Origin of the sequence: Mesobacillus harenae (assembly GCF_013343715.1) — a bacterium.
In the GTDB taxonomy this organism is placed as follows: domain Bacteria; phylum Bacillota; class Bacilli; order Bacillales; family Cytobacillaceae; genus Mesobacillus_A; species Mesobacillus_A harenae.
Genome location: NZ_JABUNR010000020.1, coordinates 59,082 through 83,918, shown reverse-complemented (window position 1 = coordinate 83,918; position 24,837 = coordinate 59,082). Strand labels below are relative to the sequence as shown.

The following is a 24,837-nucleotide window of genomic DNA, read 5'->3' as shown; positions in this document are numbered from 1 at the left end:
AGATTAAGTCCATATAATTGTGTAAAAAGAAAGAGTCATTTTATTCACTCTTGGCAACACTGTTTTCTACCACGATAACAATGAAGAGAGGAATAATAATGACTCAATTACAGTTTAACCTAGATATTGATGTTTTAAAAGAATCGGTTATGAATTCTAATATTGAAGTGGTTGTTAAATCAGCCATTGTTTTAGTCTTAAATGAATTCATGGAAAAAGAGAGAGATGAATTTTTACATGTTGGTACCTATGAACGCTCCGATGAACGTCGTGACTATCGAAACGGCTACTATGAACGTGAACTAACAATGAGTATTGGTAAATTAAAGCTGAAGGTGCCTAGGACTCGCAATGGTGAATTTTCAACATCGGTATTCGAAAAGTATGCCCGTTGCGACCAGGCCCTGGTAATCTCCATGTTAGAGATGGTCATCAATGGTGTCTCTACCCGGAAGGTTACTAATATTGTGGAGCAGCTTTGTGGTGAAAACATCTCTAAATCATTTGTTTCATCACTTACTCAGAAGCTCGACCCCATTGTTAACGATTGGGCCAAGCGGCCCTTAAATACATCCTACTATCCTTATCTTTTTGTAGATGCCATGTATATAAAAGTACGTGAGCACCACCGTGTTGTCTCAAAAGCCGTTTATATTGCTACAGCTATTACGGAGAAAAACAAACGTGAAATACTTGGCTTAAGCGTTGACCATACGGAAAATTACGAGAGTTGGAGCCGTTTCTTTCAGCAGCTTAAGTCTCGTGGACTTCAATCACCTAAACTTGTCATATCTGATGCCCACCAAGGACTTCAGAAAGCAATACAGCGTGAATTTATCGGAACTGCATGGCAAAGATGCAACGTACATTTCAAACGGAATGTTATAGGGAAAATCCCCAAGAAAGACTCGGCTGAAATCCGTACGATGATCAAGCGTATATTTGAAGCCGTTACGATTGAAGATATACGCCAGTTTAAAGATGAATTAATGACACGGTTTGGGGATGAAACTAAATATGAAAAAGCCCTCGCTATATTGGATGAAGGTTTTGAAGATACCATACAATATATGAACTATCCAGAAAAGGTACGCTGCCACATCCGAAGCACTAATTCACTTGAACGATTAAATCAGGAGGTCCGCAGGAGGGAAAAAGTTGTTCGTGTCTTTCCTAATACCCAATCTGCATTTCGACTGGTTGGCGCCGTCCTAATGCAATATCAGGAGTCCGCCTACTCTGTAAGAAAGTCACTCAGTAAGTAACGAAGTTAATTTTCAGCTCCATTTCCTTCCCGGATATGGAAATAAAAAGCCCATGGAAACTTCGCTAAAAAAATGAAAAGGTAATGGATAGAGATTACAAAAGTTCTAGTTGAAAACACTTGCCATTGAATTTACACAATAATCAGGACTTGACTGCCCTTCAAATTTAGTGAGGATTATATTCCATAAAAATTAAATATATTCCATGAAAACACAGATATTTTCCATAAAAATTTGATATATTCCATAAAAAACGAATATATTCCAAGACGATAATTATTCTAAATTAATTTAAGCAGATATGCTCGAACCAAAGTCAATTTCGGTGCTTTTTTTTAACAAGAAATCGGCTCCGCTTTTTTATTCTGTAATGATATTGTGTCCTGATGCTTTTTTTAGCCGGTTCATGACCGCAGTGCCTACGCCTTTTTCCGGGAAAACTTCTCCGAAAATGATATCGGCATTTGTGTTGTTAAAGGCTCGTAAAGTATCATATAAAGCTTCTGCAACTGTTTCAAGCCGATTTCTGTGCCCGCAGCTGTATACGATGTCTGCCTTATAAAAGTCTTTCGCTTCCTCAGTCGTTAATACCCCAACCGTTAAACCTTCTGCTTGTTTTTGGAGAATTAGTTCCTGAATGAAGGGTTTACCGGCATCCACAAGATAGAAGGGCGCATCGGGAGCATAATGACGATACTTCATTCCAGGAGACTTAGGAGCTTGAGCCGAATCAGTCAGTGCCGGATCAAAACGAACCTCTCCTAGTACTTCCTGCAGCTGTTCTGCGGTCACTCCACCTGGCCTAAGGATAACCGGAATGTTTTCCGTACAATCAATAACAGTCGACTCTACCCCTACACCAGTAGGTCCGCCATCAAGAATGCCTGAAATTCTTCCGAATAGATCATCCTGGACATGACGGGCAGTCGTCGGGCTCGGCCTGCCGGATAGATTAGCACTTGGTGCCGCAATCGGCAGGCCAGCAGCCTTAATAACCGCCAGGGCGAGCGGATGGTCCGGCATTCTAACAGCCACAGTGGAAAGTCCCGCTGTAGCGAGATCAGAAAGCACTCCTTCTTTCTTGTTAAAAATAATTGTTAACGGACCAGGCCAAAACTTTTCTATCAAGATTGCTGCCTTTTCCGGAATTTCTGAAACAAACTTCCCTAACTGCTGGGAGTCCGCTATGTGGATAATGAGCGGGTTATCGCTGGGACGTCCCTTAGCTTTGAAAATTCTCTCGACCGCTTTGTCACTTTGGGCATTTCCGCCAAGTCCGTAAACGGTTTCAGTTGGAAAAGCTACTACTTCGTTTTTTTGTAAAAAACCTGCTGCTTCTTGGACTTGTGGATATGTTATTAATTCATCCACAAACTTATCCACTAGCCAAACCTTTGTTTCCATTTGAATCCACCTTTAATTAATGGGACCTTGGTCCCGAATCTAGTTCGTTAATCCCTTTATTTATAGCTTCTTAGGATTATTATCTATGAAAGTATAAAAGAAGACAAATGCGAACACAAGTTTTTATCCACATTTTGTGTATAACATTGATGATTTTGTGGATAACTTTTTGAACATATCCACAAATTAAAGGTTTAATTCCATAATCGTTGAGTTATCCACATTTAAAATGTTCTTTAAATGTGATGAATGATATAAATCCTTGGGAATTTCCTGCTTTGAAACAGCTCGAAATCCTATTTCTTCAAAAAATGTTAAGGCATTCTGCTTATTGGAGGCAAGATAGAGAGAGGTTAAAGCTTTTTCCCTTGCCAGCTGGAGCATATGGTCGAACATCATAATAATATGCTGTTCAGATAGACTGCCTGACACAACAAACGACCTCAGCAGGCCAACTGATTGTAGCGGTTCAATTCCCAGCGTAGCTATCATTTTTCGATTGCTATCTTCCATTATTAAAAAATAATCAATAGTTTCCTCAAGCCCCTCTAAACTTAAATTAGCATTTTGCAATAAATCCCTCAGCTTGTTAGTGTCTTCTTTAACTGCATAACGAATACTTATTTTCATTTTTCGCACCCCATTTTCAGATTCTATTATATGAATATGAAAAGATAGGGAAAGTAGAACAAAAAATAGGACTATTGAGCGCCAAGAACAAAAACCGTGTCAAAACCGCCTGGCCCCCTTTTTGGCCGGTGTTTAAACCGGAGTAGTTGATTTCCGCTCCAGTCGCTTGCTTTCCGCGGGGCGTGCGGTGAGCCTCCTCATCGCTTCGCTCTTGCGGGGTCTCACCTGTCCCGCTGATCCCGCTGGAGTCAAGCGACTTATGCTCCAATCAACTACTCAACTACATCAATACGGTATTCTATTAACATCATGACAGCCTTCACGAACAAATATTTTTGGGGATTTCCACATCCCATGATTTATCCATTTCCTATAGGACGTTCGGTCGAGTTTGGTTCTTTTTTTCAAACAATCGATCCCAGTGATTATGTACATCAAAATAGATTCTCGTCAGAATATTCATTTCCATAAGGTTATTTTTCGTTTCGCAAAGAAAGGACAAAAGCATAGCGCTCGGTTAAGCGAAGTACACTAGCTACCGAGCGTTGGAGCTGCGGATACAGACAACGCTACCATTATCCGTAACTTGGAACTTTTATAGTTTCTTATACAACAAAAAAAACACGGCAACCTTGATAGGCTGCCGTGTTTTTCACTACTTTTACATATTAGTCGCTGTTGTTTCCGCCTTTGCGGCCAATTTCTTTATAAAAATCTTTGTCGTGAGATTCACTAGTGGCTTCTCCGCCTTTACGGCCAATTTCCTGATAGAAATCTTTGTCATGATTCTCACTAGTGGTTTCTCCGCCTTTTTGGCCAATCTCCTGATAGAATTCCTTGTCATGAGATTCAGCAGTGGCTTCTCCACCCTTGCTTCCGATGTCTTGATAAAAATCTTTATCGTGAGATTCACTAGTGGCTTCTCCGCCTTTGCGGCCTATTTCCTGATAAAATTCTTTGCCATGTGATTCACTAGTAGCTTCTCCGCCCATGCGTCCTCTTTCCTCGCGTGACAATTTATCGTTGTTGTTGTTGTTTGCCATGTCTGATCATCTCCTTTGTTATTTTTATCTTACACTCTTATGTATAGCCGCTTTCTCAGGACATAAACCCTTGTAAATTGAATGTAAAATGCTTGTGCTATTCATGTAATAATCTTGGAAATTTATCCGGCTTTTTTTCCATAGTTGGATAACTTTTCATTCTATAAGTCATATTTTTTCATCTGAAAGACGTTTCTATTTTCTAGCTTTATCTTCTAACTGCCTTTTTTAAGAGGTAGCCTGTGATGCAGCTCACTTCTCTAAAAGATGCTAGGCTTTATACTAAAGTTACCGCTCCAGTGAAAAAGGTTCTCATTTCAGCGGAACCACAATAACTTCCTTAGGAGGGAAACAATATGGAACATAAGACATTAAAAAGCTATCAGGAATTTAGCGATGAAAAGTTTACGAAGCGAATTGTATATAAAATAGGAGAAAGTACGGTATTTCTTCTTAATTTCCTGCCAGGACAGGCACTGCCAGCACACGGGCATTCTGGAACAGAAGTATACATCCTGGTTCTTCAGGGAAACGGAACCTTCACCATTGACGGTGTAGAAATAGCAGCTTCGGCTCACGATACTGTTCACTGCGGCGGCCAGGAATCGCTTGCCTTTACGAATGACGGCTCTGATCCGGTCAGTCTCTATGTGATGCTGAATAAAATCCCGGATGACAGATACGCGCAGAACGTTTAGGCATACAAAAACAGCTAGCAGGAGAGATAGCCTGCTAGCTGTTTTTAATGAAGGTTATATTTCTTTTTAACTAGTTGTATTTCTTAAAGACCAATGTCGCGTTGTGGCCTCCAAAACCTAGTGAATTGGATATGGCAACCTGTACATCAGCGGACTTAGCCGTATTTGGAACGTAATCCAAATCTAGCTCTTCGTCTGGGGTGGTGTAGTTGATCGTTGGAGGAATGACCCCTTCCTTAATTGCCAGAAGCGAGAAGATCCCCTCGATCGCACCTGCCGCGCCCAATAAATGGCCAGTCATAGATTTGGTTGAACTGACAGCCAGCTTATAGGCATGCTCACCAAACACCTCTTTGATGGCTTTTGTTTCATATAAATCATTGTAATGGGTTGATGTTCCATGGGCGTTAATATAATCCACCTGATCAGGGTTAATGTTTGCATCTTCCAGTGCCTGTCTCATAGCACGCTGCCCGCCTTCCCCGTTTGGAGCTGGTGTGGTGATATGATAGGCATCTCCGGTAGCGCCATAGCCAACGATTTCACCGTATATAGAAGCTCCGCGAGCCAGGGCATGTTCTAAGTCTTCTAAAATGATGATTCCTGCACCTTCTGCGATAACGAACCCGTCTCGATCTTTATCAAAAGGACGGCTTGCAGTAGCTGGGTCCGGATTGGTCGATAGAGCGGTCATGTTCGTAAATCCGGAGACGGTCATTTCCGTAATCGCAGATTCTGTTCCGCCTGCAATCATCATGTCAGCTCCGCCATTTTGGACAACCCTAAAGGCATCCCCTATTGAGTTCGCTCCAGATGCACATGCAGTTACTGAACAATTGTTCATTCCTTTTGCTCCGATTTCAATCGATACTCTGCCTGCAGCCATATCAGGTATAAGCATAGGGATTGTAAAAGGGTTTACACGTTTTGGTCCCTTTTCTAAAAATCGCTTATGCTGGACTTCAAACTCATCCAGCCCGCCAATTCCAGAGCCGATCCATACTCCAAGCCTCTCAGGATTTATGTTTTCTCCTACTTTTATTCCTGCATCACTAACAGCCATTTTAGCTGCTGCAATTGCAAATTGGGTAAACCGCCCCATCCTGCGGGCTTCTTTCATATCCATAAAATCAGCAGGAGCAAAATCCTTCACTTCTGCTGCGACTTTTACATTCACATGGGCTGGGTCGAATTTCGTAATCGGGCCAATCCCCGATTCACCTCTTTTAATCCGGTCCCAGGTTGTAACAGCATCATTTCCCAGTGGTGTGACCGCACCGATCCCCGTAATGACGACTCGTTTCTTCATTATATGACTCTCCCCTTTTAACATAGTTTATATGATATTCAATTATGACTAGGTACTAGAATCTACTATATAAACATTATAAACCTTTTAACAGAAAAAGTGGTCAAAACAAACCCGGAAAAACTCCCAAATTTTTTCAAATCAATTTATGAGGAAAAATTTGTAAGGTGACAGGCACCATCCATTTTTCTGGATGGTGCCTGTCACCCTTAATAGTCACCCTAATCAATATGAAACCCCTATGTGATTCACATAGGGGTTCTTTGGTTATTTTTTATCGAGCCAGACGTCTTTCATGTGAATGTTTCCGTATGATGCGTGTGTGTGCCAGTTTTTCAGGTAGGCTTGCACTGGTGATCTTGTGATATGGGTAGTGATCGGGATCGGATTCACTACATTTTCGAGAGCATAGATTTGAATATCCCTTACTTTTTTGATCCGTTCTGCTTCATCAAGAATGGTCCTTTGCTCTTCCAACATTTTATCTAGTTCCGGATCATTGATTCCATACCAGTTCTTCGCTCCCTTGGAATGAAGCTGGCCATAAAGCCACTCATCAGGCTCTTGAAGGTAAGACTGGAATCCGACTCCGATATCATAGTCAAGCTTAGGCCATTTTTGCGTGAAGTAAGTTGCGTATTCGACAACCTCCAGCTCTGCATTAATGCCGATGCTTCTTAAATCTTCGACGATCCATTGCGCCATTCTTACAGTGGCTTCGCCATAGCCGTCCGTTACCATTACTTTTGTATCAAATCCATCCGGGTAACCGGCTTCTGCCAGCAGCTTTTTTGCCTCTTCTACATCATAAGGCTGCATGCTTTCTCTTTCCTCTTTTGTTAATGCCCATTTACCGAGGGATGGGTTGACTGGACCGCTGATTTCGCCGCCTCCGAAGATTTGATCAACTGCGTTTTGCTTATCAATCGCTAAGCTAATCGCCTTCCTTACTTTTACATTATCAAATGGTTTGCGTGTTGCATTCATATAAACCTGATTTTGAGTAGGGAACAGAGTTTCTGTATATTGCAGATTTGGATCTGATTTTATGAGGTTCCCAAACTGCTGCGGAGACAGCAAGCCGGTTGTATCTGCTCGTTGAGTTCTAAAGGCCGCAAGTCTTGTATCTTCGTCAGGAACTACCTTGAAATTAACTCCATCAAGATATGGAAGACCTTCTAGAAAGTAATCCTCGTGTTTCGTGAAGACTGTTTCGACATTTCTTTCCCATTTATCGAGTACAAATGGCCCCGTACCAACCGCTGTATTCTCCAAGTCGATTTTCCCCTCGACAGCTTCCTTAGGAAGGATCCACATGAAATGGTTTGCCATATAACTGAGGAATGGGGCAAATGGTGCCTTTAAATGAATTTCTACCGTTAAATCATCCGGAGTTTCAACTTTGTCAATTTGATCAAGCATATACGCCTGATGTCCTGGAAGTGTTTTTATTCTTTCAAAAGTTGCTACTACATCTCCAGCATCAACGTTACGGCCATTTACAGGAGCAACATTATGCCATTTCGCATTTTCCCGGAGATAAAAGGTATAGACTTTGCCATCATCAGATATTTTCCATTCCTTCGCAAGATCGGGAACAATATTATATTCTGAGTATTCAACGTCAGGACCTGTTTCATAGGTTACCAGCTTGCTATATACGAGCCCAAGAATATTATGAGTGTAAATCGATGACGTCTTGTGAGGGTCGAGCATATCAGGATCTGCAGGGTTAAGAATCTGGACGACTCCCCCTGGTTTCGGGGCACCGTCATCCTTACTTTCTGTATCAGTCTTTTTTCCATTGTCAGCAGCCGGAGCATCTGTTTTTCCTGAACATGCAGTCAGCACCAAAGTCAGCATTACCAAGAAAATTAGCCATTTACTCTGTTTCAACACGCATCCCTCAAATCGATTAATTTTTTTATCCAAACGGTTAGTTCAGCTTTGGATCAAGGAAATCCCTTAAAGAATCTCCTAACAGATTAAAAGCTAGCACAGCAGCACTTAAAATTAGGCCTGGAAATAACACCATCCAAGGTGCGTTTTCCATATAACTGCTTGCACCGCTTAACATTAAGCCCCAAGAAGGATTGGGAGGAGGCGTACCAATGCCCAAAAAGCTTAGCGAGGCCTCTGCGATAATCGATTGCCCAAATGTAAGGCTTGCAATAACAATGATTGGAGCCATCATATTGGGAAGTCCATGTTTAAATATGATTCTGAAAGCACTCGCCCCTGCTGACCGGGATGCTTCTACATAATTCATTTCCTTTATGCGCAGCATTTCCCCCCGGGTAATTCGAGCAAAGTGCGGGATGTTGACGATTGTTAAAGCAATGATGACATTTTTGATGGCAGGACCTAACAGAGCTGCAATGAACAAAGCAAGAATCAGCGGCGGGATCGCCATGATCGCGTCCATAATTCTCTGAATCACCATATCCACCGCTTTGCCGAAATACCCGGAAACGACTCCGAGCATTGTGCCAAGCACCATTGAAATTACCACGGTTGCCATACCGACAAGCAGGGATACCCTTGCACCGTAAATGATCCTGCTGAAAATATCTCGGCCCAAATCATCCGTACCCATTATGTGCGCTTGTGTCGGCGCAAGCATAAAGGCAGCCCTGTCCTGGGCAACTGGATCATATGGGGCAATAAGCGGGGCACAAATGGCGGCAAGAATGATGATGACAATAATGGAAAGCGAAACGACACCCATCCTTTGCGTTTTAATAAACCGTTTTGTTTCTTCCTTTGCCTTGGTCAGCTTAATTCTTTTACCAGATACATTTCCCTTTAACTCAATATCAGGATTTACCTGAGAAGCTGGGTACATGCCCCATTCACATCCTTCCTTTTAAAATAGCTTAACTTGGACGCATACGCGGATCGATCCAGCCATAGGCCATATCGACAATCAGGTTAACGAGCATAAACAATGCTCCGTACACTAATACGGTTGCCTGTACGACTGGATAATCACGTTTGGTAACGCTTTCAAAAATTAAGCTACCTATTCCAGGCAAGGAGAAAATGGATTCAATGATAACCGTCCCCCCCAACAGGAACCCAATCTGTAAACCTATTAGAGTGACAATCGAAATAAGTGAGTTTCTTAAGGCATGCTTAATAATAACGATTTTTTCCTTGGCACCCTTTGCCCGAATTGTTCTGATGAAATCTGCGTGCAATACTTCCAATAAGGATGAACGGGTCATTCTTACGATACTTGCACTCAAGGATAAGGCCAGCACTAAAGCAGGAAGAAACATTTGCTGCAGGTTTACAATCGGGTTTGTTAAAAATGATTGGTACCCAAGGGGAGGGATCCAATTAAAAGTTAGTGACAGAAAAATAATTAACAGTAAAGCGAACCAGAAATTCGGAATTGACAGTCCCCCGATTGCTATGACCCTGATGGTATTGTCGATCCACGTATTCCTTTTCATCGCTGAATAAATTCCTGCCGGTATCGCTATGATAATGGCCAGAACGATCGCCATGAACGCTAGCTGAAGCGTAATCATAATTCTTTCGCCAATCATCTCGGTGACTGGCAGCTTAGACCAGAGGGAGTTTCCTAAATCCCCGGTTACAGCATTTTTCATCCAATCCACAAACTGAGTCCAAACTGGCAAATCCAAGCCAAGCTCTGCTCTCATTTGAGAAATTTGTTCTTCAGAAACCGCCCCGGCGCCAGCGAGCTGGAGCGCCACAACGTCACCGGGAACTAACCTCATGACAATGAACACAAAGGAGATCATAATCACAAGGACGATAAACCCATATACCAGCCTTTGTCCCAAGTACTTCAGCAGACTCATTCCCTCTCCACCCCCTTATTAAAATAAGTGACAAGCAACATTATGGCCGATTGTAAGCTCCTTTAATGGAGGTGCATCTGTTTTGCATATCTCCTTGGCAAATGAACAACGAGTATGAAAACTGCAGCCGGATGGCGGGTTCGCCGGATTAGGCACATCTCCCTCAAGGATGATCCGATCCCTTTTAAGGGTTGGATCCGGAACTGGGATAGATGAGATTAGCGCACGAGAGTACGGATGCTTAGGGTGGTTAAAAAGATCTTCCGAATCTGCTACTTCTACGATTTTCCCTAAATACATGACACAAATACGGTCAGCGATGTATTTCACAACATTCAAGTCGTGGGAAATAAATAAATAGGAAAGTCCAAGATCCTTTTGAAGCTTTTTAAGCAGGTTTAATATTTGTGCTTGTACCGAAACATCTAACGCTGAAACAGCTTCATCACAAATAAGCAGTTCTGGTTCTGTGGCTAGAGCCCGTGCGATCCCGATTCTCTGCCGCTGCCCACCGGAAAATTGATGCGGGAACTTGTAAAGATCACCGCTCGAAAGTCCAACCATCTCAAGAAGCTGGCCAGCGCGGATCGACTTTTCTCTTCCTGTTGCTATTTGGTGAATTTCCAACGGTTCCCCGATGATGTCTTCTATTGTCATCCTCGGATTTAAAGAACTGTAGGGATCCTGAAAGACAATTTGCATTTTCTTTCGCTGTTCCTTTAATTGATTCCCTTTATAGCTCGCCAAATTATTGCCGTCAAACAGAACTTCTCCTTCTGAAATATCCAAAAGCTTAAGGAGGAGCCGGCCTGTAGTGGACTTACCACATCCTGATTCTCCGACCAATCCCAAGGTTTCTCCTTTAAAAATTTCAAAATTGATCCCGTCGACAGCCTTTACATTCGCCACGGTCCTCGAAAACAGTCCCTTTTTAATCGGAAAGTGTTTTTTTAGACCTTCGACTTTTAAAAGCAGCTGCTTCTCTTTTTCCATAGGTGCATTAGCTGCCTCTGCTTCGGCAGGAACAACCGCATCAGCCTGCAATACATCGATAAAATGGTCTTTCTTCTCAGGATCATTCATCCAGCATCTGCTGAATCTCTCGTTCCCCAGGTCTATAAAAGCTGGTTCCTCCTGCTTGCACAGGTCTGTTGCATACTGGCAGCGCGGATGGAACCGGCAGCCGGAAGGCATTTCATGCAAGTTGGGAACAGAGCCCTTAATGATCTGCAGCGGCTGATTACGATCCGTTTCAGCCCTCGGTATGCTTTTAATTAACGCATCTGTATACGGATGCTCGGGCTTGGCGAAGATTTCACGAACCTCGCCCTGCTCCACTACCGTTCCGGCATACACTACAATGACCCGGTCGGCCATTTCGGCAACAACCCCCAAATCATGCGTTACTAAAATGATCGAAGTACCAAACTCTGCCTGTAATTTTTTTAGCAGCTCTAAAATTTGAGCTTGCACCGTTACATCAAGCGCGGTTGTCGGCTCATCTGCGATTAAAACATTCGGCCTGCATGCCAGGGCAATCGCAATCATGACTCTTTGCCGCTGGCCTCCGGATAGTTCATGAGGATAGCTATTCATTCGGGAACCGGCATCAGGAATCCCTACTAGATTCAGTAATTCCAGCACTCTCTCTCTTGCGTCTGCCGGAGAAAGATCCTCATGAATTTTTAGCACCTCAACAATCTGATCCCCTATCGTATATAAAGGATCGAGACAAGTCAGCGGATCCTGAAACACCATTGCAATTTGTTTCCCTCTGATCCGCCTGATTTCCTCGTCGCTCAGCTCAGCCAAGTTTAAGTCATTATATAAAATTTTCCCCTCGGTGATTTGGCCCGTACTTTCGAGAAGCTTCATAATGGATAGGGCCGTTACACTTTTTCCGGAACCGGATTCTCCGACGATGGCAATGGTTTCTCCTTTAGAAATACTAAAGGAGACTCCATTTATAGCATCGATCACCCCGTGGCGAGTTTGGAAGACTGTTCTTAACTTATCCACCTTAAGGATAGTATTATTTACCAACCAGTTCACCTCTTTCTAGTAGTTCAGTGGTTTTAAAACTAACTATTAGAAACTGCAGAATCCTTCGTTTCAAACTCCTCTCTCAATTTCCTTTTTAGGATTTTCCCAACACCGTTTCTCGGCAGCTGATCGAGAAAGACTACTTTTTTAGGTGACTTGTATTTTGCGAGCTTTTGCTGGCTGAAGCTGATAATTTCATCCTCAGAAACAACTGCGCCTGGCTTCTTGATGACACAGGCAACAATTTCTTCTCCCAGGCTTTCACTAGGCACTCCGATAACAGCCACTTCGGCAACTGCCTCATGAGATGCAATAACTTCCTCTAGATCACGAGGATAAACATTGAAGCCCCCGCGGATAATTAAGTCTTTTTTCCGGTCAACAATGTAGAGGTACCCATCATCATCCATCGTGACAAGGTCTCCGGTATATAACCAGCCATCTTTAATCGCCTTTTTCGTTTCTTCCTCAAGGCCATAATAACCTGGTGTAATATTATCGCCTCTGACAATCAGCTCCCCAACTTCTCCCTTTGGAACCTCCTGCCCGTTTTCATCGACAATTCGAACCTCAACACCAGGGATCGGAATCCCGACAGAACCATATTTGATAGGCATTCCTTCCCTATGGCTCGCCACAACAGGCGCAGCTTCAGAAAGGCCATAGCCTTCGAGAATGTCGGCCTTGAATTTTTGGTTAAACGCGTGTATTAACGCGACCGGCAATGCAGCAGAACCACTGCCAACCGTCTCTAAACTGGAAAGGTCGTATTTATCAGCTGCTGGTGAAGTAACCATTGCATGAATCATGGCCGGAACACCTGCAAAGCTTCTAACCTTATATTTTTCAATGGCAGCAAACACTTTTTCAACTTCGAATTTTGGAAAGACAACGACTGAGCTCCCTAGCAGAAAGCTTGTATTCATAGAGGTAAATCCATATACATGTGCTAATGGCAAAATTCCCAGTGTTGTTCCTCTGCCGAAGTTCTCCCGTTCCCTGGATAATTCATATGAGGTATAAGCGCTTGTATAAAGGTTCTTATGTGTTAACATAACTCCTTTAGGACGGCCGGTTGTCCCGGAAGTATACAAAATAACCGCTATATCACTTTCAGATGCTTGCGGTGCGATCTCTTGTGCCTCATCAAGCGCTGCTATTTCTTTATATAAATCAATAATTTCCCAGCCTTCATAGGCCGATATGTCTTCAATTGGATCTACTACAATGAATTTGGGTTTATGCGACAGGTTTTTTGATGCTTCAATCATATTAGGAAGGACTTGAGATGATGTAATGATTGCTTTGGCTTTAGAATCATTAAGGATGAAGTGGATTTCGCCTGGGTGAAGTAGGAACATGACAGGAATGACAATACTGCTTGAGCGCAGGATCCCTTGATAAGAAAAAATGACTTCGGGACAGTTCGGCATACTGACCATGACCCGTTCCCCGTCTGCAATGCCATGATTCCTTAGTAACATGGATATCTTTTTTGCCATACGCTCAACATCAAGATTGGTATATTCCTTATCCCCATAATAGAGAAAAGGATACTCACCAAATTGTTCTTTCGTATGGTCTATCAAACTGGTTAAAAGCATAAAAACCCTCCCTTTGCTGATAAATGATATGGTAATCTTTTACTTAGTTATAGATATTATCAGAAATTTTAGATAAATGTAAGCGTTTTCTAAACTTTTGTTTTTAAAAATATTTTTTAGTATTTTCGGTCTACTTTTGAATATATTAGTATCTTTTCTCTCTTGAATTAGAATCGATCTACCATAAAATTTTAGCAGGATAAATTTTCTAAAAAACTTCCATAGACGAAATAGTTGTGATATTATTCAAAATAGTTACAATATTCCAAAATAGCTTGTATATAATTTTGTAAAGGAGGGTCGATTCTCCCAAGCAGTATGTAATTCTTCAACCATTATGATTAAAAAGAGGTGGAAAAGATGGACTTATCATTTAGCCAGCAACAAGAGGAATACAGACAGGGTGTAAGAGAATGGCTCATCAACAATATTCCGGAAGGCTGGGGAACACCAGAATTTAACTGGCCTGACGATGAAGCAGAACGCGGCAAGATATTAAGGGAATGGGATCGGAAGTTATATGAAGGCGGATACGCCGGAATATCCTGGCCAAAAGAGTATGGCGGACAGGGATTAACACATGTAGAAGAAATTATTTATGATGAAGAAGCTGGAAAACTTAACGCTCCAAGCGGAATAAATGTTCTAGGAAAGCTGTTGCTTGGGCCGACTTTGCTATTATTCGGAACAGAAGAGCAAAAACAAAGATTTCTTCCCGCCCTGCTTCGCGGCGATGAAGTGTGGTGCCAAGGCTTTTCTGAGCCTAATGCAGGTTCGGATCTTGCTGCTATTGAAACGAAAGCGGTCCTTGAAGGCGACAACTGGATTATCAACGGGCAAAAGGTCTGGACAAGTTACGCCCATCATGCCGATTGGTGCTTCGTACTGGCAAGAACAGACAATGAGGTTGCCAAACATAAGGGCATCACATTCTTCCTCGTGCCAATGAACAGTGAAGGCATCACCGTACGCCCGCTAGTTCAGATGAATGGCAACAGCGATTTTAACGAAGTATTTTTTGATAGCGTTTCCATTCCTAAAGAAAATGTAGTCGGCGGCCTAAATAATGGCTGGAAAGTTGCGATGGGAACGTTAGGCTTCGAACGTGGAACATTAGCACTTGGACGCCAAGTTCGCTTCCAAAATGAATTTAATACTCTCGCGCGGATCAGCTCTTCTGTTGAAAAGTCAGGGGAAAAGGCTAGTGAAAGCGCGTATTACCGTCAAAAACTTGCCGAGTTATTTTCCGAGATTCGAATTCTCCGCTATCACGGTCTAAAAACAATTAGCCAGCTGTTAAATGAAGGCAAGCTCGGACCGGAAGCTTCCCTGCAGAAATTATTCTGGTCCGGCATGCATGTCAATATGGGTAAATTAGGTTTAGAAATATTAGGTGACCAGGCGCCATATATTGGAGAAGAAAGCGTCGGCCGAGGCGTTCTTCAAGCAATTGACTCCGGTTCCCGCGGTGCAACCATTTATGCCGGTACAACGCAAATACAAAAAAATATCATTGCTGAGCGAGTTCTCGGCATGCCTAGATAAGGAGGGTAAAAAATGTTCTTTGGATTTAATGATGAAGAAAAGATGCTTCGCCGGAGTGTAAGGGAAATGTTTAAAGCCCGAAATACTCCTGAACATGTCCGGGAATTCATGGAGACCCCTGCCATTTCTGACACTATGCAAAAGCTGCTTGCCCAGCAAGGGTTATTAGGAATCATTGATCTAGATGGCGATGGAGAAGATGGCAAAGGGATGTTAAATGGAATTTTAATTGCCCAAGAAGCAGGCCGCCATTTATTAACCTACCCGCTCACTGAAGCAATGGTCGGCTTGGCTGCGCTTAAAACTTGCAAACAGCAAGAAAAGGTTGTGAACGAAGTAGAAGCAGGCAAAAAACTGTTAACCGTTGCCTGGGTTAATGTCGATGCAAGAGCACGAAAGTCTGACGGCGGTTATGTGTTAAACGGGACATTGAGAGAAGTTCCTTTTGCTAAAGATGCCGACCTTATTCTCGCCAGCATCCGCGTTGCTGGTAAAGGATACACTCCTGAGGAGGAAGAAACGCTAATTGTTCTCGACGCAAAAAGTCCTAATATTAGCGTACATAACTCTAATTCCATGGACGAAACGTATCCGCTATATGAAGTGAACCTCGCTAACTATGCAGTTAAACCTGAGGATGTGGTTCAGGGCTTAGGCATGGGCATTGGTAACAGGTTAATGACAAGAATGCGGCAAATTGGGGCTCTCCTCGTGTCCGCAGATCTAGTCGGCTGCTCAGAAAAAGCGCTTTATGAAACGGTTGAATACACAAAGCAACGGAAGCAATTTGGCGTTTTAATCGGCAGTTTCCAGGCTGTCAAACACCTTGCAGCCGATATGTATTTAAAGGTTGAGAGCGGAAAGTCCGCTGTAGAATATGCCGCTTGGGCAATCGATACCAATAATGAGGAAGCAGATTTAGCTGTATCCATTGCGAAGTCTTATACTTCCAATGCTGGAATCGAAGTCTGCGGTGACGCCATTCAGCTCCATGGAGGCATCGGCTTCACGTGGGAAAATGATATGCATTTATATTTCAAAAGAGCCAGAAGAAGCGCTGCTGTACTAGGTGATGTATACTCCCACCGCGAAAGGATTGCAAAATTCGCAATCGACGATCTAGGAGAAAAAACATACCTAACCAAAAACAAAACAGAATTCGCACCAGTTTAACTCAAAGGCGGAGGCGCCTTGGTCAGCCCCGACAAGCGCTGGAGGGCCTGAGGTTGAAGTCGTTCTTTGACTTCAGCCGCAGGACCGAAGCGACTCGAGGGGGTAGGCGCCGCAGCTGGATGAAACCTAAAGCGGAGACGACTGTTTAGAAACGAGTAAACTGGAGGCTCAGCCCAGAGAAGCGTTCTTTGCTTCTGGGGATGAGATGAAGTTTACCGAGTTTCTAGGAGTCGCAGCTGGATGAACCCAAGAGCGGAAGCGCCTTTCCAGAAACGAGTAAACTGGAGGCTCAGCCCCAAGAAGCGTTCTTTGCTTCTGTCGGAGGAGCCGAAGTTTACCGAGTTTCTAGGCGCTGGAGCTGGATGAACCCAAAAGCGGAAGCGCCTTTCCAGAAACGAGTAAACTGGAGTCTCAGCCCAAAGAAGCGTTCTTTGCTTCTGGGGATGAGATGAAGTTTACCGAGTTTCTAGGCGCTGGAGCTGGATGAAACCAAAGGCGGAAGCGCCTTGGAACAGCTTAGCTTGTTGTTCGAGGCCAGGCTAAAAAAATATCCCGGTCATGCATCCTTCACAGACTGACCGGTTAGTAGCTACTGCGAGGGAGAAAGCCTTCTCCCTCGCCCTTTGCTATTAAAAACCATTCATGCTGTCAAATTCAAATTGGTAGGCCTGATTATAGTTACGGCCGGCTTTAAAGGAGATGTCCTAAAAGGCAACTCCGGGAGATGGTGAGTACTACCGCAATACGAATGGAGACGAGACCATGGATCGCAAGGCCTTTATTATTTTGGGGTTTACCATGTTTTTAACCATGACCGGCTACGGGATTGTTCTCCCGAGCCTGCCTTATGTAGCTGAACGATTAGGATTATCTTCTTTTGAGATGGGCAGCTTGATTACTGGCTGGGCTTTGGCTCAATTTATTGCTACACCCATTTGGGGAAGAATGATTGACCGCTATGGAAGAAAGCCTATCCTCCTGTTTGGATTATTTGGTTTTGGAATTGCGTTTATTTTAATTATTTTTGCTCAGTCCTTTGGCCAGCTGTTAACAGCTAGAATTATTGGCGCCACTTTATCTTCAGGATCTGTACCGGCCGCTTTAACAATTGTCGCTGATTCGTCAGATACGAAGAACCGGGGTGCTGCGATGGGTAAAATGGGCGCGGTAAACGGATTAGGCTTTTTGTGCGGCCCTGCTATAGGCGGCCTCTTTTCTCCCTTAGGGGTCAATGCTCCATTTATTGCAGCAGGATTGCTAGCCTTAATAACGCTTCCGCTTGTATGGCGTTATATTGAAGAACCGGCTCACCAAAATACCCAAGCCCACACTCCCTCATTTGGCAAATCCCTTACCTTCGTCACAAAACCTGGATATCGTGAGCTATATCTTCTAACATTTGGGCAGTCATTGGCCGCTTCAAGCCTTTTTGGAATGCTGGGATATTTTATGATCGAACGATTTTCTGCCGCACCAGGAGAAGTTAGCCTCGGATTCAGCGTTTTTGCTGGCGGTTCCGCCTTTGTCCAATTTTTTCTGTTAAAGCATTTATATCTGATTCGTACCGACAACTGGATTGCCAAATTTGGCTTTCTGCTCTCAACAATTGGATATTTTTTAATTGTCTTGCCTATCCAGCTATGGATCGTTATCCTCGGATGTGCTTTTGTTGGTGTAGGATCCGCCTGTATTAAACCAACCATCATTTCCCTCCTCTCCAAGCAAGGTAAAATGGGAAGCGGGATTACGATGGGCTTAGATCAATCAATAGACAGCCTAGGAAGAATCTTAGGACCATTAATCGGTGGAGTTTTTTACAGTATCCATATATCGTCACCATTTATCGGCTCCGCATTTATTTGTGCAATTATGTTTGTTATTGTTCTGGTCAATGGCCGCAGCTCAGTTGGAGTTTGGGGAACCCAAGATAAACAAACTGATCAGCCAGTTTATAAAGACGGCTAAGGAGCCATTCTTAAAAATGAACGTTAATCGGAGTCTCCCGATTTTTTTATATTTGGCAATTTCCATCCCTCAAGACTATATAAATATAATAGTTAAACTACAAAAGATTAGAATGGTGTGTATGTAGATGATTATTTCTAATAAAATCGACGGAATTGAAGTGTTGGAACTCCCCACTAACTGGCCTGTAGGTCCTGTTAATTTATTTCTTATCTTTGGTGAAAAATTAACCTTGGTAGACTGCGGGAGAAGGTTGGAACCGGCTTGGGAACAGTTTAATAGCTTCCTCGGTCAGCTTGGCTTATCTGTCATGGATATTGAGCAAATAGTTCTTACGCACCACCATGGCGACCATATTGGGTTATTAGATTGGATTCTCGATAAGAATCCCATTCCAGTCTATGCACATGCTAATTGCCGGCCATATTTAACAAATGACTCTGCACACTTTGAAAATGGCAATACATTCTTTAAGCAATTTTATAAGGAATTTGGCATCCCAGCTGAATTAGCCAAAAAGCTTTCCAGGAAAAAAGGCTGGAACCAGGGCCCAAAAAATAAAATTATTATCGAACAGGAACTGGATGAAGGTGTCGCCATCCCAGGATTATCCGAGTGGCAGGTGATTGAAACAAAAGGCCATGCTCAAAGCCATATATCCCTTTACAGGCCACGAGACCAAGTGCTCCTGTGCGGAGACCATCTGATTAAGCATTCTCCAGCTGGCATTTTCCTTGAGCCCCCAATCTATCCCGAAACGGAGAGGTCCAAACCGTTAATTCAGTACGTTAACAACCTTCACAAATTGTTGAGACTGCCAGTAAAGCTTACCCTATCCGGCCACGGAGAGAGAATTGACGATCTGCCTGAACTGATAAATGAAACTTTTGAAAAGATTGATAAGCGTGCACTGAGAATAAAGAAACTATTAGTAAATCAGCAAAAGAACGGTCTTGAAATCGTAAAAGAACTTTACCCTAACAAGTATGAAGACGCAGTGGTTCTTCTGGCATCTGATACAGTTGGATTACTAGACTTGTTATTGGACAGGAAAGAAATTGCTGCCCTAGAAATAGACGGAGTTATCTACTACTCTGCTTGATTTATTCTTTAAAATTAACCTCAGCACTTTTGGTCCTCATACTTAAACAGCTTCCAGGCGCTGCTGCCTGAAAGCTGTTTTTATGTTTATTAACGTTAGCCAAACAGTTTATCCCACAAGTCGACTAAAAAGAATCTAACTTTAACAGGCTCTTCGTCACCTTTTTCATATACAGGGGCTGCTTCCTTCTCGCTGACAGCCGCTGCTTCACCTTCTTCGGTATTCTTTACCGCTTCGTTAGCCTGTGGATCTGATGCAGTTTTTTCGGCGTCAGCTGCTTCCTTCTCATTTTCGTCAAACCCATCACTGACAGCTACCCCATTAGAAAAGTCTAGAAAGCATAACGGCGGGAACAACACACACCACCAATTGGCTCCCTCCCCCTCACCAAGAGTGATCAGGATTGCTTCATACTCTCCAGCGGGATATAAAAATTGACCATAGAGCTTAGTTGGAAATTGAACTTTTTCAAATGCAGTTTGCACCGTTTGGGTCGCACCTTGTGATTCAATAACTGCCTCCGCTATTTTTTGAATCTCTGGCAGCTTCGACTGAATAACCATTCTAGCATCCTCCAAAGAAGTCAGGTTTTCTACCCATTTGGTTATTTCAGCATTCACTTCATCTCTTACCATTCTCTTAATCGTTTGGTCTATTTCCAAATCACTGTTTGCCAGAATCCTCAGCCGAATTGCTTCATGAGGAATGACAATTGCATCGTTTGCCGTTACCTCATTTTTCGGTATATATAAACTAAGTAGAGTTCCTATTGATAAGACCAGTATGTATAACACAGCCATTTTGTTTTTCTGCACTTTAAGCACCGCCCCTTCATCAGACAGTGTGGACAGAATTGAAAAATCTTAAACTAGTAAAATGAGAAATATTATCCAATTGGAAGTAAACTTTCTTGTTCGATTGGTTGAAAACCGAGCTTAAATGGGAAGTCTCTCGTCAGTTAGACTGTAAATCACAGTTTTCCAACAACTTTCTTGATCATATATCTGGATTCCCCTGTCTGCAAGATTCCTTTTTTAAGGTTCGTTCAATTGATTTTTAATATATTCCCAAAAAAACAGATATATTCGATAAAATTTAATTATATTCCATAAAAATCGATTATATTCCATAATATTTGATTATATTCCATAACGATAATTATTCTAATCAAGACCTACCTAATTCACTTGTTTTTTTGAGTCGCCCGAAAAATTGTGCTTTCAAAACTAGAAAGAGCAGCTCGTTAGTTGAGCTGCTCTCTTACATTGTAATTTCAGCATACACCATCCGGTCTCTGCCATTAATGTCGTTCACGACTTCTACTTTAGCTTTTGGAAAGGTGCTTGTAAGCAGTCCTGCTACAGCTTCGCCCTGTCCAGTGCCAATCTCAAAGCAGACAAGTGCTTTCGGCTGCAGGACATGAGGAAGATCGTCCATAAAACGCCTGTAAAGATCGAGGCCATCATTGCCTGCAAATAGGGCAAGATGGGGCTCATGGTCAGTAACGACCTCAGACATCCACTCCCTGTCCTGATTGGGAATGTACGGAGGATTTGAAATAACAATATCCAATTTTTCACCTAATTGTTTAATTGGATTCAGCAGGTCTCCCTGCAAAAAACCTACCTCTGCCTCTAGTGCTTTTGCATTTTCTTTAGCAACTGAAAGAGCGTCAGCGGATAGATCGGTGGCTGTAACCGTTAACAGTGGCTCCTCTACCTTTAGCGTGACGGCGATCGCTCCGCTTCCTGTACCAATATCAGCAAGCCGCAATTTTTCTGGTCCGCCGAAAAAAGACTGAATTCTGTTCAGTGTTCCCAAAACAAGCTCTTCAGTTTCTGGTCGAGGAATCAAAACAGCCGGACTGACAGTAAACAGCCGGCCGTAAAACTCCTCGCTGCCGATGATATATTGAATCGGTGTCCCTTCCCCATGTTTAATAACAGCTTGACGGAATTTTTCCGCTGCCTCCGCGTTAAGCTCTGACCTAAGCTCAGCAAATAGCTGGGCCCTGCCTAACTCCGTAAAATGGCGGAGTAACAGCTCTCCAGCATTTTCATCACGATTCTTTTCTTTTAAAAAAGAAGAAGCCCAGTTCAGGGCCTCAAAAATCTTCCAATTAATCTCCATCAGTTGCGTTCTTTAGCTTCTCGGATTGATCTTCCATTATCAATGCATCGACAAATTCCTCGAGCTTCCCTTGAAGAATTTGGTCAAGCTTTTGGATCGTCAAACCAATACGGTGGTCTGTTACACGGTTTTGGGGAAAATTGTAGGTACGAATACGCTCGGAGCGGTCACCTGTACCAACAGCCGATTTACGAACTTCATCATACTCCGCCTGCGCTTCACGCTGAAATTTATCGTATACGCGTGCTCGAAGAACCTTCATCGCCTTGTCTTTATTTTTATGCTGGGATTTTTCATCCTGGCAGGAAACCACGATTCCGGTTGGAATATGCGTTAAACGAACAGCCGACATTGTCGTGTTAACACTCTGTCCACCCGCTCCGCTTGAGGCAAACGCATCGAAACGAATGTCTTTATCATGGAGTTCCACTTCAACTTCTTCTGCTTCAGGAAGACAAGCAACCGTTGCAGTTGAAGTATGAATTCGGCCTCCTGATTCTGTTTCCGGTACCCGTTGGACACGGTGGGCGCCATTCTCAAACTTTAGTTTAGAGAAGGCTCCATTTCCATTGATCATAAAAATTATTTCTTTAAAGCCGCCGACACCCGTTGAGCTAGCTTCAATAACTTCCGTTTTCCAGCCCTGGGACTCTGCATAGCGTGTGTACATCCGGTAGAGGTCGCCAGCAAACAAGGCAGCCTCATCTCCGCCTGCAGCACCACGAATTTCCATGATAACGCTTTTATCATCATTAGGGTCTTTGGGAATTAGAAGAATTTTCAGGCGAGCCTTAAGCTCTTCAATTTGTTCTTCGAGTTCACCAACTTCTTCCTTTACCATCTCGCGCATATCAGCATCCATTTTTTCATCGAGCATGGCGCGTGCATCTTGGAATTGTTCACTGGCAGCCTTGTACTCGCGGTATACCTCCACTGTTTCCTGTATATCTGATTGCTCTTTGGAGTATTCACGCAATTTATTTGTATTGTTAACAATATCAGGGTCGCTCAAAAGTTCATTTAATCTTTCATAGCGATCCTCAACAGCTTGAAGACGATCAAACACAATTCTTCACCTCAAATTTTATTGAAGGGTAAAACGGCTTTTGCCGAAAAAACCAACATTTTTTCTGGTCCATAACATTCTAATTATAGTATAGGTGAAAAGCTTCGTCAAAATCAAAAATATGTGACATATGTAAAAAGCATGCTCAGACTGGGAGCATGCTAAATTTGATCTTCCTGAACCGTAACTTCAATATGATAACGGGGAAGTGCTTTTGTGAGCAGACGTTCGAGCTCTCTTTGAGATCGAGCGCGATCCCTCTCATGGAAATGGCCTTCTTTAAATACAGTAACCTGAAGCACGTTTCCTGTTATCCATACCTGCCCTGGCTCATACCCCTCTATTTGGGAAACTGTCTGCCGGGCCTTATCAACATCAAGACTGCGGTCATGCCTGCCCCCGCTCATATTGATGAAATTCGGATTTTGATCACTCATTTGCCAATCTCTTGTTTCCTGGTTAGCGTCTCTTCGTGCATCCTCTGCATTAAAAAGCTGAGTTCCATTCCGGTCTTCGTCATTATAGGCGTTATCCGTATTTCCAGCGCAGCCAGATAGAAGAGCCAACATTAAAGATAAAACCGTTAAACACAGTTTCATTTTCCCACCTCCATTCATAGGTTGTCCTGAAAGGAAGGTTTCTTGTCCGCCAAAATAAGGGATTGTTGTCGTTGGAATGACATTAAAAAACCCGCTTTTCCAACAAAGCAGGTTCTAAAGTAAGTATGGCCAAAGACAATGATTATGTCACAGATCGGCTAATTGTCGTTTTAACATCAAGTTCATTCGGAGACTTGGGCACCTCGTGGTGATGGCGGCAGCGTGGTTCATATGCTTCAGAAGCGCCGACAAGAATGATGGGATCATCGTAAGAGGCTGGCAATCCATCAATTAGTCGCTGGGTTCTGCTGGCGGGCGATCCGCAAACAGCACAGACAGCCTGGAGTTTGGTTACTAATTCAGCAATAGCCATCAAAGCTGGTACTTGTCCGAAAGGTTCTCCGCGGAAATCCTGATCAAGTCCCGCACAAATAACACGGTATCCACTGTCAGCCAGGTGTTGAACAACCTGAAAAATTTCCTGATCAAAAAACTGGATTTCGTCTATGGCAATCACTTCAATATCAGGACTAATGTGCTGAAAGATTTCCATGGAATGAGCAATTGGTTTTGCAATTACTGAGGCTCCATTATGGGAAACAACCGATTCTTCACTGTAACGATTGTCAATCTGGGGTTTGAATACGGCAATCTCCTGTTTAGCAAAATGGGTTCTTTTTACGCGGCGGATCAGTTCCTCTGATTTACCGGAAAACATGCTGCCGCAAATAAGTTCTACCCAGCCGCTTTGTTTCATAACATACATCAGGACGGCCTCTCCTTCCTACTAAGTATTATCGGCGGTTTGCTTAAGGCTGAGCGCTTTCAGAAGCGATAATGGTGCTTCCAGAGCATTTCCAAGCCTTACCGATGGTTATTAATAATACTTTATCATGACTTTTTAACGAGTCGTAAAAAATCGCTCGCTTTTCTAGGGGCGGGCGGTGATCCTGTGGAGTCTCGCGTATATCGCTCCAATCAACCCTTATTTCATAACATTTTTATTTTATATTAACAGCATGTGTTATTTTTGCAATAAAAAACAGGCAAGTCAGATTGCATCTTGCCTGTTTCTTTACATACAGTTTATTCTTGTTCTTCTTGTTGGCCTTTAAGACCGTATTTTTTATTGAATCGGTCAACACGTCCGCCAACTTCAGCGAATTTTTGACGTCCTGTATAGAAAGGATGGCACTCAGAGCAAGTTTCAACGCGAATTGATTCTTTAACAGAACCAGTTTCGAATTCGTTACCGCATGCACAAGTCACCTTTGCTGTTTTAAAGTTAGGATGAATTCCTGCTTTCATTACTTTCATCTCCTTTTGCCCTGAATCATTCTGAAACAGAGTTATATTATACAGCGCATCACTATGGAGACTGTAAATTGTAAAAACACACTGAGGTTATTATAACAAGCATGCCTCTAT

At 43.0% G+C, this 24,837-nt stretch carries 21 protein-coding genes; 6 read left to right on the top strand and 15 right to left on the bottom strand.

Features of this window, described 5'->3' with window-relative positions; translation table 11 throughout:
- Nucleotides 1–98 precede the first annotated feature (98 nt).
- A complete protein-coding gene (locus tag HRJ06_RS20230; protein WP_174734782.1) occupies nucleotides 99–1,265 on the top strand; it encodes an IS256 family transposase in 1,167 nt (388 codons plus the stop codon).
- 360 nt (nucleotides 1,266–1,625) lie between these two features.
- Here HRJ06_RS20230 and HRJ06_RS20225 read toward each other — a convergent pair whose 3' ends face one another.
- The 3 genes from HRJ06_RS20225 to HRJ06_RS20215 all read right to left on the bottom strand — a co-directional run bounded on the left by HRJ06_RS20225 (nucleotide 1,626) and on the right by HRJ06_RS20215 (nucleotide 4,342).
- A complete protein-coding gene (locus HRJ06_RS20225; RefSeq protein WP_174734781.1) occupies nucleotides 1,626–2,669 on the bottom strand; it encodes an L-threonylcarbamoyladenylate synthase in 1,044 nt (347 codons plus the stop codon).
- A 186-nt stretch (nucleotides 2,670–2,855) separates the two neighbouring features.
- On the bottom strand, nucleotides 2,856–3,299 hold the full coding sequence (locus HRJ06_RS20220; protein WP_174734780.1) for a GNAT family N-acetyltransferase: 444 nt from the start codon (nucleotides 3,297–3,299) through the stop codon (nucleotides 2,856–2,858).
- Between the two features lie 668 nt (nucleotides 3,300–3,967).
- A complete protein-coding gene (locus HRJ06_RS20215; RefSeq protein ID WP_174734779.1) occupies nucleotides 3,968–4,342 on the bottom strand; it encodes a KGG domain-containing protein in 375 nt (124 codons plus the stop codon).
- A 356-nt stretch (nucleotides 4,343–4,698) separates the two neighbouring features.
- Between HRJ06_RS20215 and HRJ06_RS20210 the strand changes: the two genes are divergently transcribed.
- Nucleotides 4,699–5,040, top strand: a complete 342-nt coding sequence (locus tag HRJ06_RS20210; RefSeq protein WP_174734778.1) for a cupin domain-containing protein — start codon at nucleotides 4,699–4,701, stop codon at nucleotides 5,038–5,040.
- Between the two features lie 70 nt (nucleotides 5,041–5,110).
- Here the strand turns inward: HRJ06_RS20210 and fabF are convergent, their stop codons facing one another.
- From fabF to HRJ06_RS20180, 6 genes are all read right to left on the bottom strand, one after another.
- Nucleotides 5,111–6,352 carry a beta-ketoacyl-ACP synthase II gene (gene fabF, locus HRJ06_RS20205; RefSeq protein WP_338421130.1) on the bottom strand — a complete coding sequence of 414 codons (1,242 nt, stop codon included), beginning with the start codon at nucleotides 6,350–6,352 and terminating at the stop codon, nucleotides 5,111–5,113.
- A 264-nt stretch (nucleotides 6,353–6,616) separates the two neighbouring features.
- On the bottom strand, nucleotides 6,617–8,248 hold the full coding sequence (locus HRJ06_RS20200; protein WP_422392749.1) for an ABC transporter substrate-binding protein: 1,632 nt from the start codon (nucleotides 8,246–8,248) through the stop codon (nucleotides 6,617–6,619).
- A gap of 37 nt (nucleotides 8,249–8,285) precedes the next feature.
- Nucleotides 8,286–9,194 (bottom strand): ABC transporter permease, encoded by a 909-nt coding sequence (locus HRJ06_RS20195; RefSeq protein ID WP_197970049.1) that lies wholly within the window; start codon nucleotides 9,192–9,194, stop codon nucleotides 8,286–8,288.
- A gap of 31 nt (nucleotides 9,195–9,225) precedes the next feature.
- Nucleotides 9,226–10,182: a nickel ABC transporter permease gene (gene nikB / locus HRJ06_RS20190; RefSeq protein ID WP_242035311.1), complete on the bottom strand. Its 957-nt coding sequence runs from the start codon at nucleotides 10,180–10,182 to the stop codon at nucleotides 9,226–9,228.
- Between the two features lie 18 nt (nucleotides 10,183–10,200).
- Nucleotides 10,201–12,225: an ABC transporter ATP-binding protein gene (locus HRJ06_RS20185; RefSeq protein ID WP_174734776.1), complete on the bottom strand. Its 2,025-nt coding sequence runs from the start codon at nucleotides 12,223–12,225 to the stop codon at nucleotides 10,201–10,203.
- Nucleotides 12,226–12,263: 38 nt separating this feature from the next.
- On the bottom strand, nucleotides 12,264–13,829 hold the full coding sequence (locus HRJ06_RS20180) for a long-chain-fatty-acid--CoA ligase (protein ID WP_174734775.1): 1,566 nt from the start codon (nucleotides 13,827–13,829) through the stop codon (nucleotides 12,264–12,266).
- Between the two features lie 360 nt (nucleotides 13,830–14,189).
- Here HRJ06_RS20180 and HRJ06_RS20175 point away from each other — a divergent pair, with 360 nt between their 5' ends.
- The 4 genes from HRJ06_RS20175 (at nucleotide 14,190) to HRJ06_RS20160 (ending at nucleotide 19,614) form a co-directional block, all read left to right on the top strand.
- Entirely contained in the window at nucleotides 14,190–15,374 is a 1,185-nt protein-coding gene (locus HRJ06_RS20175; protein ID WP_174734774.1) for an acyl-CoA dehydrogenase family protein, read from the top strand.
- A 12-nt stretch (nucleotides 15,375–15,386) separates the two neighbouring features.
- A complete protein-coding gene (locus tag HRJ06_RS20170) occupies nucleotides 15,387–16,547 on the top strand; it encodes an acyl-CoA dehydrogenase family protein (protein ID WP_174734773.1) in 1,161 nt (386 codons plus the stop codon).
- A gap of 762 nt (nucleotides 16,548–17,309) precedes the next feature.
- On the top strand, nucleotides 17,310–18,512 hold the full coding sequence (locus HRJ06_RS20165) for an MFS transporter (protein WP_174734772.1): 1,203 nt from the start codon (nucleotides 17,310–17,312) through the stop codon (nucleotides 18,510–18,512).
- Between the two features lie 127 nt (nucleotides 18,513–18,639).
- On the top strand, nucleotides 18,640–19,614 hold the full coding sequence (locus HRJ06_RS20160; protein ID WP_174734771.1) for an MBL fold metallo-hydrolase: 975 nt from the start codon (nucleotides 18,640–18,642) through the stop codon (nucleotides 19,612–19,614).
- A 95-nt stretch (nucleotides 19,615–19,709) separates the two neighbouring features.
- Here HRJ06_RS20160 and spoIIR read toward each other — a convergent pair whose 3' ends face one another.
- The 6 genes from spoIIR to rpmE all read right to left on the bottom strand — a co-directional run bounded on the left by spoIIR (nucleotide 19,710) and on the right by rpmE (nucleotide 24,717).
- Nucleotides 19,710–20,414, bottom strand: a complete 705-nt coding sequence (gene spoIIR / locus HRJ06_RS20155; protein WP_174734789.1) for a stage II sporulation protein R — start codon at nucleotides 20,412–20,414, stop codon at nucleotides 19,710–19,712.
- Between the two features lie 460 nt (nucleotides 20,415–20,874).
- Nucleotides 20,875–21,744, bottom strand: a complete 870-nt coding sequence (gene prmC, locus HRJ06_RS20150) for a peptide chain release factor N(5)-glutamine methyltransferase (protein WP_174734770.1) — start codon at nucleotides 21,742–21,744, stop codon at nucleotides 20,875–20,877.
- On the bottom strand, nucleotides 21,734–22,810 hold the full coding sequence (gene prfA / locus HRJ06_RS20145; RefSeq protein WP_174734769.1) for a peptide chain release factor 1: 1,077 nt from the start codon (nucleotides 22,808–22,810) through the stop codon (nucleotides 21,734–21,736). The genes prmC and prfA overlap by 11 nt, the downstream gene beginning before the upstream one ends.
- 161 nt (nucleotides 22,811–22,971) lie before the next feature.
- A complete protein-coding gene (locus HRJ06_RS20140) occupies nucleotides 22,972–23,409 on the bottom strand; it encodes a hypothetical protein (protein ID WP_174734768.1) in 438 nt (145 codons plus the stop codon).
- Nucleotides 23,410–23,551: 142 nt separating this feature from the next.
- Complete coding sequence (locus tag HRJ06_RS20135) at nucleotides 23,552–24,175, bottom strand: thymidine kinase (protein WP_174734767.1); 624 nt, start codon at nucleotides 24,173–24,175, stop codon at nucleotides 23,552–23,554.
- 320 nt (nucleotides 24,176–24,495) lie between these two features.
- Nucleotides 24,496–24,717: a 50S ribosomal protein L31 gene (gene rpmE / locus HRJ06_RS20130; protein WP_174734766.1), complete on the bottom strand. Its 222-nt coding sequence runs from the start codon at nucleotides 24,715–24,717 to the stop codon at nucleotides 24,496–24,498.
- Nucleotides 24,718–24,837 lie beyond the last annotated feature (120 nt).

Coding starts and splice junctions, on each gene's coding strand:
- HRJ06_RS20170 (WP_174734773.1), top strand. CDS start 15,387: ATGTTCTTTGGATTTAATGATGAAGAAAAGATGCTTCGCCGGAGTGTA.
- HRJ06_RS20220 (WP_174734780.1), bottom strand. CDS start 3,299: ATGAAAATAAGTATTCGTTATGCAGTTAAAGAAGACACTAACAAGCTG.
- HRJ06_RS20180 (WP_174734775.1), bottom strand. CDS start 13,829: ATGCTTTTAACCAGTTTGATAGACCATACGAAAGAACAATTTGGTGAG.
- HRJ06_RS20165 (WP_174734772.1), top strand. CDS start 17,310: ATGGATCGCAAGGCCTTTATTATTTTGGGGTTTACCATGTTTTTAACC.
- HRJ06_RS20225 (WP_174734781.1), bottom strand. CDS start 2,669: ATGGAAACAAAGGTTTGGCTAGTGGATAAGTTTGTGGATGAATTAATA.
- HRJ06_RS20215 (WP_174734779.1), bottom strand. CDS start 4,342: ATGGCAAACAACAACAACAACGATAAATTGTCACGCGAGGAAAGAGGA.
- HRJ06_RS20195 (WP_197970049.1), bottom strand. CDS start 9,194: ATGTACCCAGCTTCTCAGGTAAATCCTGATATTGAGTTAAAGGGAAAT.
- nikB (WP_242035311.1), bottom strand. CDS start 10,182: ATGAGTCTGCTGAAGTACTTGGGACAAAGGCTGGTATATGGGTTTATC.
- prmC (WP_174734770.1), bottom strand. CDS start 21,744: ATGGAGATTAATTGGAAGATTTTTGAGGCCCTGAACTGGGCTTCTTCT.
- rpmE (WP_174734766.1), bottom strand. CDS start 24,717: ATGAAAGCAGGAATTCATCCTAACTTTAAAACAGCAAAGGTGACTTGT.
- HRJ06_RS20230 (WP_174734782.1), top strand. CDS start 99: ATGACTCAATTACAGTTTAACCTAGATATTGATGTTTTAAAAGAATCG.
- HRJ06_RS20160 (WP_174734771.1), top strand. CDS start 18,640: ATGATTATTTCTAATAAAATCGACGGAATTGAAGTGTTGGAACTCCCC.
- HRJ06_RS20210 (WP_174734778.1), top strand. CDS start 4,699: ATGGAACATAAGACATTAAAAAGCTATCAGGAATTTAGCGATGAAAAG.
- HRJ06_RS20135 (WP_174734767.1), bottom strand. CDS start 24,175: ATGTATGTTATGAAACAAAGCGGCTGGGTAGAACTTATTTGCGGCAGC.
- HRJ06_RS20140 (WP_174734768.1), bottom strand. CDS start 23,409: ATGAAACTGTGTTTAACGGTTTTATCTTTAATGTTGGCTCTTCTATCT.
- spoIIR (WP_174734789.1), bottom strand. CDS start 20,414: ATGGCTGTGTTATACATACTGGTCTTATCAATAGGAACTCTACTTAGT.
- HRJ06_RS20175 (WP_174734774.1), top strand. CDS start 14,190: ATGGACTTATCATTTAGCCAGCAACAAGAGGAATACAGACAGGGTGTA.